This is a genomic window from Thalassobaculum sp. (assembly GCF_040219615.1).
Classification (GTDB): domain Bacteria; phylum Pseudomonadota; class Alphaproteobacteria; order Thalassobaculales; family Thalassobaculaceae; genus Thalassobaculum_A.
This window is the reverse complement of the sequence record NZ_JAVJSE010000014.1, coordinates 141,911-153,904: the sequence shown is the minus strand read 5'-3', so window position 1 is coordinate 153,904 and position 11,994 is coordinate 141,911. Positions and strand designations below refer to the sequence as shown.

The 11,994-nt window shown below is 67.8% G+C and carries 12 protein-coding genes; 8 read left to right on the top strand and 4 right to left on the bottom strand.

Annotated features, from left to right (window positions below):
• The first annotated feature begins 59 nt into the window (after positions 1-59).
• The 8 genes from bluB to RIC31_RS10295 all read left to right on the top strand — a co-directional run bounded on the left by bluB (position 60) and on the right by RIC31_RS10295 (position 8,031).
• Entirely contained in the window at positions 60-710 is a 651-nt protein-coding gene (gene bluB, locus RIC31_RS10330; RefSeq protein ID WP_350106205.1) for a 5,6-dimethylbenzimidazole synthase, read from the top strand.
• A 79-nt stretch (positions 711-789) separates the two neighbouring features.
• Complete coding sequence (locus tag RIC31_RS10325; RefSeq protein WP_350106202.1) at positions 790-1,731, top strand: choline ABC transporter substrate-binding protein; 942 nt, start codon at positions 790-792, stop codon at positions 1,729-1,731.
• A gap of 194 nt (positions 1,732-1,925) precedes the next feature.
• The gene (gene choW / locus RIC31_RS10320) at positions 1,926-2,789 is read left to right on the top strand and encodes a choline ABC transporter permease subunit (RefSeq protein WP_350106199.1); all 864 of its coding nucleotides are present in this window, start codon (positions 1,926-1,928) and stop codon (positions 2,787-2,789) included.
• Positions 2,790-2,828: 39 nt separating this feature from the next.
• Positions 2,829-3,899 carry a choline ABC transporter ATP-binding protein gene (gene choV / locus RIC31_RS10315; protein ID WP_350106196.1) on the top strand — a complete coding sequence of 357 codons (1,071 nt, stop codon included), beginning with the start codon at positions 2,829-2,831 and terminating at the stop codon, positions 3,897-3,899.
• Entirely contained in the window at positions 3,896-4,606 is a 711-nt protein-coding gene (locus RIC31_RS10310) for an HAD family hydrolase (RefSeq protein ID WP_350106193.1), read from the top strand. The genes choV and RIC31_RS10310 overlap by 4 nt, the downstream gene beginning before the upstream one ends.
• A 125-nt stretch (positions 4,607-4,731) precedes the next feature.
• Complete coding sequence (locus RIC31_RS10305; RefSeq protein ID WP_350106190.1) at positions 4,732-5,505, top strand: sulfotransferase family protein; 774 nt, start codon at positions 4,732-4,734, stop codon at positions 5,503-5,505.
• Between the two features lie 29 nt (positions 5,506-5,534).
• The gene (locus tag RIC31_RS10300; RefSeq protein ID WP_350106188.1) at positions 5,535-6,800 is read left to right on the top strand and encodes a glycosyltransferase; all 1,266 of its coding nucleotides are present in this window, start codon (positions 5,535-5,537) and stop codon (positions 6,798-6,800) included.
• Between the two features lie 130 nt (positions 6,801-6,930).
• The gene (locus tag RIC31_RS10295; protein ID WP_350106185.1) at positions 6,931-8,031 is read left to right on the top strand and encodes a DegT/DnrJ/EryC1/StrS family aminotransferase; all 1,101 of its coding nucleotides are present in this window, start codon (positions 6,931-6,933) and stop codon (positions 8,029-8,031) included.
• Here the strand turns inward: RIC31_RS10295 and RIC31_RS10290 are convergent.
• From RIC31_RS10290 to RIC31_RS10275, 4 genes are read right to left on the bottom strand one after another with little or no spacing between them, the layout of a single operon-like run.
• Positions 7,997-8,680 (bottom strand): WbqC family protein, encoded by a 684-nt coding sequence (locus RIC31_RS10290; RefSeq protein ID WP_350106182.1) that lies wholly within the window; start codon positions 8,678-8,680, stop codon positions 7,997-7,999. The two genes, RIC31_RS10295 and RIC31_RS10290, sit on opposite strands and share 35 nt — an antisense overlap.
• On the bottom strand, positions 8,677-9,669 hold the full coding sequence (locus tag RIC31_RS10285) for a GNAT family N-acetyltransferase (protein ID WP_350106180.1): 993 nt from the start codon (positions 9,667-9,669) through the stop codon (positions 8,677-8,679). The genes RIC31_RS10290 and RIC31_RS10285 overlap by 4 nt, the downstream gene beginning before the upstream one ends.
• Entirely contained in the window at positions 9,666-10,550 is an 885-nt protein-coding gene (locus RIC31_RS10280) for a methionyl-tRNA formyltransferase (protein ID WP_350106177.1), read from the bottom strand. The genes RIC31_RS10285 and RIC31_RS10280 overlap by 4 nt, the downstream gene beginning before the upstream one ends.
• On the bottom strand, positions 10,532-11,983 hold the full coding sequence (locus RIC31_RS10275) for an MBL fold metallo-hydrolase (protein ID WP_350106174.1): 1,452 nt from the start codon (positions 11,981-11,983) through the stop codon (positions 10,532-10,534). Before RIC31_RS10275 ends, RIC31_RS10280 begins: the two co-directional genes overlap by 19 nt.
• Between the last annotated feature and the right edge of the window lie 11 nt (positions 11,984-11,994).

Below are 11,994 nucleotides of genomic sequence, written 5' to 3'. Positions count from 1 at the left end.
GGTTCGCCGATGATGCGGGCACAGTGCCGCTCCCGGCGACCAACCGACGGACGACAGGATTGACCGACCCCGAGCCCCTGCCCCGCTTCGACGACGGCTTCCGCGACGGGCTCGAGCGGCTGCTGCGCTGGCGCCGGGACGTGCGGCGGTTCCGCACCGACCCGCTCGATCCGGCGCTGCTCGGCCGGCTGCTGGATCTCGCCGACCTGGCGCCGTCGGTCGGCAACAGCCAGCCCTGGCGGTTCGTGCTGGTCGAGACGCCGGCGGCCCGAACCGCGGTGCGCGCCAACTTCGAGGCCGCCAACGCCGACGCCCTGGCCGCCCAGCCGGGCGAGCGCCGGCACCTCTACGCCAAGCTCAAGCTGGCGGGGCTGGACCACGCGCCGGTGCAACTGGCGGTGTTCACCGACACCGGCACCGCCCAGGGCCACGGCCTCGGCCGCCGCACCATGCCGCAGACCCTGGAGCACTCGACGGTGATGGCGGTCCACACCCTGTGGCTGGCCGCCCGGGCCGCCGGCATCGGGGTCGGCTGGGTGTCGATCCTGGATCCCGACCGGCTGGCCCGCGACCTGGCGGTGCCCGAAGACTGGCGCTTCACCGCCTATCTCTGCGTCGGCCATCCCGAGGAGGAGCATGTCGACCCGGAACTCGAGCGCGCCGGCTGGCAGGCCCGCACCGGTCGCGGACGCGACCTGATCCGACGCTGACGGGAACGCCCGCCTTGCCTTTCCAGCATCAATTGGCATGCTGGTCCTTAACCAGAACGACAGACAGGGGGTTTCAATCATGCGCAGTTCGCTCGGCGCGGCGGTCCTGGCGACCGCCCTTCTCGCCGCCGGCCCGACCCTGGCCGCCGACCCGGAGTCCTGCGAGGACGTGACCTTCTCGGACGTGGGCTGGACCGACATAACCGCGACGACGGCCGCCGCCTCGGTGGTGCTGGACGCGCTCGACTACGATCCCGAGACCCAGATCCTCTCAGTGCCGGTCACCTATGCCAGCCTGAAGAACAAGGACGTCGACGTGTTCCTCGGCAACTGGATGCCGTCGATGGCCGCCGACCTGAAGCCCTACACCGACGACGGCTCGGTCGAGAGCCTGCGGGCCAACCTGGAGGGCGCGAAATACACGCTGGCGGTGCCGGCCTATGTCGCCGCCGCCGGGGTCAAGAACTTCGCCGACCTCGCCGGCCACAAGGACAAGTTCGGCGGCAAGCTGTACGGCATCGAGCCGGGCAACGACGGCAACCGGCTGATCCAGGACATGATCGACAAGGACGCCTTCGGCCTGAAGGGCTGGGAGGTCGTCGAATCCTCCGAGCAGGGCATGCTGAGCCAGGTGGCCCGGGCGGTGCGCGCCAAGGAATGGATCGTGTTCCTGGGCTGGGCGCCGCACCCGATGAACGCCAACTTCGAGCTCGCCTACCTGGCCGGCGGCGACGACTACTTCGGCCCGGACTACGGCGGCGCCACGGTCTACACCAACGTGCGGGCCGGCCTGACCAAGGAGTGCCCGAACCTCGGCAGGTTCCTGGCGAACCTGAAATTCACGCTGGAGATGGAGAACGCCGTCATGGGCCTGATCCTGGACGACGGCATGAAGCCGGAGAAGGCCGCCGAGAAGTACCTGAAGGCGCATCCCGACCTGGCGATGGCCTGGCTCGACGGCGTGACCACCCGCAAGGGCGGCGACGCCAAGGCCGCGCTGAAGAAGGAACTCGGCCTCTGAGGCGGGCCGGTCAGTGAGGAGCCGCCCCCCTACCCGTCGTCATCCCGGACGGACGCGCGCTGGCGCGGCCGATCCGGGACCAACGGTGCGACGGGCGCCGGTGACGTCCGGCATCGCGGCGGCCGGTGGGTCCCGGCTCCATTCCGCCTTCGGCGGCCCGGTTCGGGATGACGGCTTTGGGGGTGGCGGCTGACATGGACCCGATCTCCGCCTTCGTCGAGGACAACAAGCTGACCCTCGGCCGCGGCGTCAAGACCTTCGTCGAGTGGCTGACCGACAACTTCTACGCCCAGTTCCGGGCGTTCTCGGACGGCCTCGGCTGGGCCATCGAGGGTGTGATCTGGCTGCTGTCGGCGGTGCCGCCGGTGCTGCTGATCGCGCTGATCGCGGCGCTGGCCTGGTGGCTGCACCGGTCGCGCGGGCTGGTGGCGCTGGTGGTCGCCGGCCTGCTGCTGATCCTGAACCTCGGTTACTGGGAGGCGACGGTCGAAACCCTGGCGCTGGTGCTCTCCGCCACCCTGGTGTGCGTGATCCTGGGGGTGCCGGTCGGCATCTACGCCGCCCACAACAGATGGTTCTACTCGGCGATCCGGCCGGTGCTCGACCTGATGCAGACCATCCCGACCTTCGTCTACCTGATCCCGACCCTGATGCTGTTCGGCCTCGGCGTGGTGCCGGGGCTGATCTCGACCGTGGTGTTCGCGATCCCCGCCCCGATCCGGCTGACCGAGCTGGGCGTGCGCAACGTGCCGAAGCCGCTGATCGAGGCCGGCGAGGCGTTCGGGGCCACCCGCCGGCAGCTGCTGCTGAAGGTCGAGCTGCCGCACGCCATGCCGACCATCATGGCCGGCGTGACCCAGTGCATCATGCTGTCGCTGTCGATGGTGGTGATCGCCGCCCTGGTCGGCGCCAACGGCCTGGGCAAGCCGGTAGTGCGGGCGCTCAACACCGTGAACATCGCCCAGGGCTTCGAGGCCGGGCTGGCCATCGTGATCGTGGCGATCCTGATGGACCGGATCATGCGACAGTCCGAGCCGCCCTCCGGCGGGGGACACTGAGATGGGGGGGCTCACCGAGATGGTGGGCGGGCACTGACCATGGACGCCATCGTCTTCGAGCATGTCGACGTGGTGTTCGGCACCCCGGCCACCCAGAAGGCGGCGCTCGGCCTGATCGACCAGGGCGCCGACCGCAACCGGGTGCTGGAGGAGACCGGCGCAGTGGTCGGCGTGCGCGACGCCACCCTGTGCATCGACGAGGGCGAGATCTGCGTGCTGATGGGTCTGTCCGGTTCCGGCAAGTCGTCCCTGCTGCGCTGCGTGAACGGCCTGAACAGGGTCAGCCGCGGCCGGGTGCTGATCGCCGACCGGGGCGGCCAGGTCGACGTGGCGAGCTGCGACGCCGCCACCCTGCGCCGGCTGCGCACCGACCGCATCGCCATGGTGTTCCAGCAGTTCGCGCTGATGCCGTGGCGCACGATCCGCGAGAATGTCGGTCTGGGCCTCGAGCTGCGCGGCCTGCCGCGGGCCGAGCGGGACCGCCTGGTGGACGAGAAGCTGGCCCTGGTCCGGCTCGACCAGTGGGCCGACAAGAAGCCGCACGAGCTGTCCGGCGGCATGCAGCAGCGGGTCGGCCTGGCCCGGGCGCTCGCCACCGACGCCGACATCCTGCTGATGGACGAGCCGTTCTCGGCCCTCGACCCGCTGATCCGCGAGCACCTGCAGGACGAGCTGATGGAGCTTCAGCGCGCCCTGAAGAAGACCATCGTGTTCGTCAGCCACGACCTGGACGAGGCCCTGAAGATCGGCACTCACATCGCGATCATGGAGGGCGGCCGGATCGTGCAGTACGGCCGGCCCGAGGAGATCGTCACCCGGCCGGCCAACGACTACGTCCGCGCCTTCGTCGCCAACGTGAACCCGCTGAACGTGCTGTGCGCGGTCTCGCTGATGCGCCCCGCGCGCGACGGCGAGGACCTCGACCGCGGGCGCGCCGTCGGGCCGGACACGCCGATGCGCGAACTGGTGTCGCTGGCGCGCGAGCGCGGTGGCCCGTTCCCGGTACTGGGCCCCGACGGGGCGGTGCTGGGCGTGGTCGGCGAGGCCGAACTCTACGACGGCCTGCTGCGGCGGCGGAATGGCGAAATGGCCGGGGAACGCGACGCATGACTGCCGGAATCCGCGGGATCGTGTTCGACAAGGACGGCACGCTCATTCATTTCGAGGAGACCTGGACGCCGGCCTATGTCGAGAGCGCCGAGGCGCTGGCCGGGCAGCTCGGCCGGCCGGAGCTGGCCGCGACCTGGCTGCACGCCACCGGCCTCGACCCGGCGACCGGCCGGGTGCTGCCGGGTACGCTGCTGGCGTCCGCGACGGTCGACGTGATCGCCGCCGAATGGCATGCGCTGAGCCCGGAACTGCCGGCCCTGGACGGACTGATCCCCTGGCTGGACGAGTTCTGGGAGCGCCGGGCGCTGGAGCTGCTGGCGCCGGTCGGCGACCTGCCCGGGCTGTTCGACCGGCTGCGCGGCGACGGCCTGCGGCTGGGCGTCGCGACCAACGACTCCGCCCAGGCGGCGCACGCGACGGTCACCCGGCTCGGCCTCGCCGAGCGTGTAGACTTCGTCGCCGGCTACGATTCCGGACACGGGGCCAAGCCGGGCCCGGGCATGATCCTGGCATTCTGCGCGGCCATGGGCCTGGCCCCCGGGCAGGTGGCGATGGTCGGCGACTCGCCGGCCGACCTGGCCGCCGGACGGGCCGCCGGCTGCGGCCGGGTGGTCGGGGTGCTGACGGGGACGTCGCCCGCCACGGTGCTGGCGCCGCTGGCCGACGTCGTGGTAGCGGACGTGCACGCGCTGCCGGGGATGCTGTGAAACACCACTGCCTGACCGCCTGTTCGCGCCGGTGACATTCCTTGCCACTTGACGAAGGCGACCGTCCCGGTACTTCTGGCCGAAACTGATTGATTTCGCCAATGTATATTGTTCGAAAGCCTAAGGTGGTGAACCGTGCGCCGCGGCTTGATCTCGCGCGTGGTGATCGTCGTGTACATTTCCTGCATGTTCCGAAATGCGGCGGCACCACGTTGCGCTACGTGCTGGAAGGCTACGCCGCCATGCACGGCCTGACCTCTGCCAACGAGGCTCGAAGGAAAAACGGTGTATCGCCGGATCTCTCGGCCTCCCAGATCGTGATGGGACATGACCGTCCGGTAGAAGGGCTAACCCGGTCCGACACCTGCTATATGACCGTACTGCGCGATCCGGTGCAGCGCCTGCGCAGCCTGGTGGCGATGATTGCCCGTCTCCAGAAGCGACCAGCGGATATGATCGTCGAAGATCTTACCTGGGTTCAGGCGAACTGGGCGGTTCACCTGCTTACAGGCGCCGAAGGTCCCGAGGGAGACCCAGCTTCGGACGCCAAACGGCAGCTCGAAACCCATGTTCAGCTATTTGGATTCCAGGAGCAGCTTGACGAGTTCATGGCACTGCTGGCGTCGATGCTGGAAGTCGATGGCATTATTTATCCGAGCTTCCAGTACACCATCAACAAGCAGCGCCTGGACCACCGGTTCGACGCCGAATTCGAGGCCCGCTCGGGAGCCGACAGGAAGTTGTTCGAGTTCGCACGTGATCTGTACCGCGACCGATTTGGCTCCCCGATGGAAGCCAGAGACATCGAACGTCGCATCCCGGGTCACTCCTATCTACGGATCAAGGCAGAACAGGGCGGCACCGAAATCGACGTGTCCGAGGTGCGTTTCACCGCATGAGCGCCGGTCGCCAGGCAACGGGCGGGCAGATGAGCGAGCATTCCCCGCAGCAAGCAAGCGGCGGCGCGCTCCTGGTGCTGCCGACACTGGAATCCAGGCTCGATCCGCACCGGCTCCACGAGGTTCACTATGATTGCTCGTATCGCGCGCTTGCCAAAGCCGGCCGGAAGGTCACGGTCGCCGATCCACGAAATGCCGTTGAATTCCGCTCCCTGGTGTCGTCGGACGACTACGCTTTCGTCATAACGGAGCGCAGTCAGGCGCCGTTCTGGCCACTGCCCGCGGAGGGCACACCGGAATACGCCCGGGCGATCGGGAAGATCTTCATCACCTTTGCCGGCAATCCCCCATTCTATGAGGGATCGTTCGGGTTCCACCAAGCCGCGTTCGAGCGGAAGATAGCCATCGTCCACGACCATGACTCGCTGCCGTATGCCGAGGCCATCAACGTCTCCGGCGCCCGGTTGCTCCCGGGGCGGCCGATGTATCACGACTTCGACCTGGGCGACGAAGCGACGTGGCTCAGGGCGTCACGCCGGCGGATTCCGATCCTGTTTGTCGGCAGTTATACCGATCCGGAGACTTTTCGCGCGGCATGGCGGCATGGTTTCAGGCAGTTCCCGATGCCGCTCGAATCGATCGAAGCAGCCGCGGAACTGCTGGCGAGCAATCCACGGCTGCCGGTGTGGCGGGCGATGGAACAGACCATCGAGACGCTAGGCATCCAGTTCGACCTTCGGAGCCGGGCGGGACGGACCGCGCTGGAGCTGCTCTCGCGGTTCGCCAACCATCGTGCGCGCCAGGCGGTGCTTGACCGCGTCTCGCGATACCCATCACGGATAATCGCGACCGAATTTCCGCCCCTACGGTCCCGCCACCCGGACTGCGTCCTGGCACCGGTCGCGAGCTTCCCGAACTTCCTGAATACGCTGAAGGAGACCGCCTGCCTGGTCACGACCAATCCGAACGGCATGACCGGCTCAGTCAGCGAGCGCGTTCCGAACGCGATGCGGCGCGGTGCGGTCGTTCTGCACAGCCCAAACAACAATCTTGAACGCCTGGAGAACGCGGGTGTCGTTGTCCTCGACAACAGCCTGGACGAGCTCGACGAGCGCCTGGAGGCAGCTGCCGCGCGAGACACGAAATTGGACGAATTGAGCGAAGCTGCCCGCGCCTACGCCGAGCGGCACTTCCGCATGGACGAGATGTACGACGAGCTGCTTGATGCCGCCGCCGGTCCCCGCGACTGGTTCGACCGAGACGATGGTACCCAGGCTGGAACGGGCTGGCAGTAGAAGCGGGATATCGCTATAGGAATCGATCTCGACACCCGGCGATCTGTCGACGAGGAAGCATGCCCACAGTCCTTCGATTCGGTCGATCGGATGCCGCTCCCAACGGCGCACCCCGACGTTCGTCCGCCGCATGACATCGGGCCTTCTCCCCGTCTGCCGGCCACTGCTGCCGACACAAGCCGACATTGCGCCGTACATCGCGGAGATCGACGCGACCCGGTGGTACTCCAACTATGGCCCACTCTATGATCGATTTGCCGCGCGGCTCGGCGAGCAACGGGGCCTTTCCACAGGCCAAGTGGCACTGGTGGGTAACGCCACCATTGGTCTGACCTTGTCGCTGCGAGCCTCCGGTGCGTCCGACGGCTACTGCATGCTTCCGGCATGGACCTTTCCGGCATCACCGATGGCGGCGGCGGCCGCCGGCCTGACTCCCTGGTTCGTCGACATTGACCCGGACACCTGGGCGCTTACGCCGGAGATTGCCGAGCGCTCGCTCGCTGGCACGCCGGGCCGCGTGGCGGCGGTGATGCCGGTGGCACCCTTCGGTGCACCGCTGCCGACTGCGGCATGGGACGACTTCACGTCCCGCACCGGTATTCCTGCAGTCATCGACGCCGCTGCCGCCTTCGACTCGCTGACGGTCGGCAGGACACCCTCGGTGATCAGCCTGCATGCGACCAAGGCCCTGGGGATCGGCGAAGGCGGTGCTATTTTCAGCACGGACGCCCACCACATCGAGGCGATCCAAGGCCTCGCCAATTTCGGGCTGCGTGGCTCCCGGCTTGCATCAGTGGTCGGTATGAACGGCAAGCTGAGCGAGTATGCCTGCGCCGTTGGCCTCGCCGCGATCGACCAATGGCCGACGCGGCGGCAGCAATACATCGAGCGCGCCGAGCGATATCGGGCCGCTCTGTCCGGCGACGTGCAGTTCCAGCCGGACTTCGGCTCCTTCGCTTCGGCGACCTGCGTCGTGTCCTCGGCGGCGACCGATGCCGATTCTCTGCAAAGGGCTATGTCCGCCGCCGGCATCGAGACGCTGCGCTGGTGGCCGGCCGCCTGTCCGGATCATCCGGCGTTCCGGCACGCCGAGACGACGGACATACCCGCCGCCCGCCGGGCCGCGGCGCATACGCTCGGCCTGCCGATGTCGGTCACGCTGTCGCTCGACGACATCGACCGGGTTGCCAACGCCGTCAAACGTCACCTGCGCCGCAACGTCCCGAATTGATTGCCAGCTCGTCCTGCAGCGCCGAAACGGGCTCAACGGCGGTCCGCTCGAGCGTGCTCGCGTAGGAGCCGGACCAGTCGGGGAGGAACGACAGCTCGATCCCAGCGGCCGCGAACCGGGTCGGGTCGTAGAGCTCCCTGCCGTTGGGGGCGTTCAGGTAGCGGTCCGCGTCGAGGCGTCGACAGATCTCGATGATCCGCGCCTCGCCACGCATCTCCGCCGGCAGGCCGAAGTCACGGGACCGGACGACCCGTGCCTGGAGACCGAGCAGATCCCGCATTCGCGTCAGCTGGTCCACGAGGTAGTCCGCCACGCGGTCACCCGGCCGAAACCCGCCGGCCAGGGACATGGCCGCCGAGGCCCCCGGCGACCGCAAGGCGGGGAACCGCCGGGCCGCGGCGTCCCACCATGTCTCCGCCCGGTGGTCGAATACGAGCTCGTCGATCGCGATGCTGCGGTGCCCCGGCCGGATCGGCAGCGTCAGCCAAGCGAGTTCACCGTTCCCGCCGTGCAGGCGGTTTCGATGGACCCAGCCCCGCCGTGGAAACTGCACGCAGTCGAAGGCCACGAAGACGTCGGCCTGATGCAGCAGCCGATAGTAGCCGAGATACGGCATGAAGTAGGGCTGCATCACGGCGATGGAGGTCACGGCCCGCTTCCCTGTCGCTCGGCTCGGCTCGGCCCGAACCTGTACGGCGGGAACCGCCCGAAATCCTGCGGAACTCCGGCCCGCGCGCACAGCGCCGCGAAGGTCGGCCCGTCGTAGACTTGGCGGACTCCGCACAACGGGAACCTGCGCCCCCCGAAGCGCCTCTTGAAGACCGCCAGCCCGTCATCGCGCTGGATGCCGCCACCGAGGTTGAGCGTCACCGCGCCTAGTTCCGGCAATCGGGCGAAGGCGTTCTCCAGGAGGAGCGCGGCCAGCCCCCGTCCCGCTTCCGTCGAGGCGTTGAGGTGATACTCGGCAACGCCGGCATGCACCAGGAACAGGGACACTGCTTCGATCTGCCCGTCGATGGCCGCCCCGACCAGCATGGCGCCCGGCATCGTCGCCCAGGTCTCGAGGGTTCCGGCGGAGAACATTGCCGGAGCACCGACCCGGGCCATCGTCGCCGGATACAATGCCACCAGCGCCGACACGAGATCCCGCTGGTCGTGGCGCAATTCCGCCCCCTGGGCCAGGGCGGCGTCGATCTTGTCGCGCAGGTTTCGGGAACTCGTCGACGGCGCCCCCTGCCCCAGGCTCGCCACGAACATCTCGTTGTGGGCGGGAGCCTCGATATCCGGCATCGCCTCCGCGAGCCCCGGCGCCAGTTGCAGATAGCCGGCAACATACCCCTGGGCGGCGGCGCAGCAGCGCCAGGTCTCGAACAGTCCGGGGTCCGGGTCAGACATCCATGCTCCCGTAAGCCCATATCCCGTCACGACATCGACGGTGCCTTCCCACTCCCGTTCGACCGCACAGAACACCATGCGGGAGTCAGGATGGCGGACCTCGACCAGCATCGGCGATGCCCCGGACAGCGAGAGCCCCCGGGCGTATTGCGGCGCCAGGCCAGGGCCACCGATTCCAGCCACAATCTGCGCCCATCGGGCCGGTTGGTCGATGGATACGATGCTGACGCCCGTCCCGCTCATGACAGGAGCGTCCCCGGCGCGAGTTCGATGTCCGTCCGCAGTTCGATCACGCCGTCCACACATGCGATCGCGTACCAGCCGCCATCGATCGTTGCGACAACCGTACCGGCGGGAGCGTCCTGACGGCTCGCGACCGGCGGCCGGAAATCCAGGAACCGAACAGTCCGATCTCGCCCGAGGAATGCGAAGGGTGGTGGTAGAGGCGGCCGCAGGGCGCGGCAAAGGTCGTAGACGCCACGCGCAGACCTCGACCAGTCGACACGGCCGTCTTCGGGCCGCCGGCGAGGCGCCCGCGAAGACACGCCGGTCTGCGGGCGGCCGGGCGGCAGGCGGCCGGTACGGTGCGCCTCCTCCATCACCTCGGCGACCGCGACCGCCGAGGCAGCGTCCAGTTTGGCCGTGAGGGTCCAGATGTCGTCATCGGAAGCGACCGGCACCTCGATGCTGGCCAGTATCGGGCCGGTATCAACATTGGCGTCGATCCGGTGCACCGTCACCCCGGTGATCTGCTCGCCGCGGACAAGGGCCCAGGCCACCGGGTGGACCCCGCGGTAGAGCGGCAGCAGCGACGAATGGACGTTGATCGCCCCGAGCCGGGGCGCCTCGAACACCGCCGGCTTGAGCAGGCCGAACCGGCAGGTCAGCAGCAGATCGAACCTCGCCAGTTCCTCGATCCGCTCCTCCAATGTCGATGACGACGCGGTCGGGATCTCGGCGCTGTCCGCAAGTCCTCTCAGCGCCGCCAAATCGGCAGCCGGCAGTTCAGGCGGCCAGACGATCAGATCCGGTGGCCAGCCGCATTCGATCGCATGCTGCAGCACGCGGATCCCCTGCGGCTTTCCGCCGGCAAACACCCATCGGATCAATCGCCCTTCAGCCAAGCCAGATCCCACTCGTTGTCGATCTCGAACACGCCCTTCCTCGGATCGACGCCGATCTGCCGGTCGGGATGCATCTTGCCGCCAAGGTGAATCTGGGGCGCCGGCGGGTTGAGGTCCTCGACGTAGTATTCCAGCCAGAAGAAGAACCGGCCCATTTCCGGGCGATAGGGAACCGGCTGCTCCGCCTCGGCGACCCACTGCAGGAGGGACCAACGGATCCGACCGTCCACGATCGCCGCCCAAACCGGCTCCGAGACGTGCAGGATCTGATCGACCGGATCGTCGTCGCCCCAGACGATCCGGAAACCGTCATCGGGGTTGGCGACCAGGCAGAACGAGAACGAGGTCTCGCCTTCGACCGAGATCCGGAACCGTGCACGGAAGTCGATCGAGTCCCGGACGATGTAGCGTTCGACCCGCTCCGTCAGCGTTCTCGTCCGAGCTTCCAGATCCCGGCGCGGCGCCGAGTGCAGGTAGGCTCGGATCGCCTCGACCCGCGGCCCCATCACCGCGCCGACCCGGCGGATCTCGTCGAGGTAGTTGCCCCAGTCGATCGGCGGGTGCCGCTTGTCGTGACCGGTGCCAGGGGACCAGGTGTCCGATGGCGACATCGTGATCAACTCCGGCGCCCGGTCAGCATACTCCCGCGCCAGCATGTCCTCGAACAGCCTTGGCGTCCCGCGGTTGGCCCAGTTCTTGTGGAAATGGGCATCGTCCAGCCAGCAGAAGTCGCCCGCGAACGGCACGATACGCTTCGGCTTGACCCAATCCAGCATCCGCCGCTGATCGGCCATGCCGACCTGCCGCTCCGCCGCCGCGGCACGCATTTCTGCCTCGCTCATCCGGAAGCAGCCGGGGAACATCGTGACGCCCAGCGACTGGATGAACGCGATGTCGACCCGAGGCCAGCGCGCAGCGATCCTGCGGCACATCGGCACGTCGGTGAGGTTGTCGTTCATGTTCAAGAGGACGCAGTCGTGATGCTCGATCACAAAACCGGCGTTCTCCCAGTCGTGCCAGCGCGTATCCGCCGACGGGACGTAGACCAGCGGCGTATTGCCGCCGAGAAGGAAGGTCTGCCAAGGATCCAGCCGACGGATGTTGTAGAAGCCCATCTCCCGCAGCGCCCGCTCGGACGAATGGGCGCGCAACCGGGCGTTGTTGGAATAGCTGGGCAGCAGGATGTTCACATCCCTCGAGAAGTAGTCGAGCGAGGGGATATGAAAATGGTCCTCGTGGGTGTGCGTGATGAACAGATAGTCGACCTCTCGGACAACCTCTTCCGGGGGAACCACCGCCGCCGGAAACTTCCAGGTCGACATGTTGAACACCGGGTGGTTGAGCATCCAGGGATCGCACACGAGGGTGCCGAACTCGCCCGTGATCTTCAGGCAGGCATGCGAGATGAACTGTACGACGAGGTCCCTGGCCATCGGGCGAAATA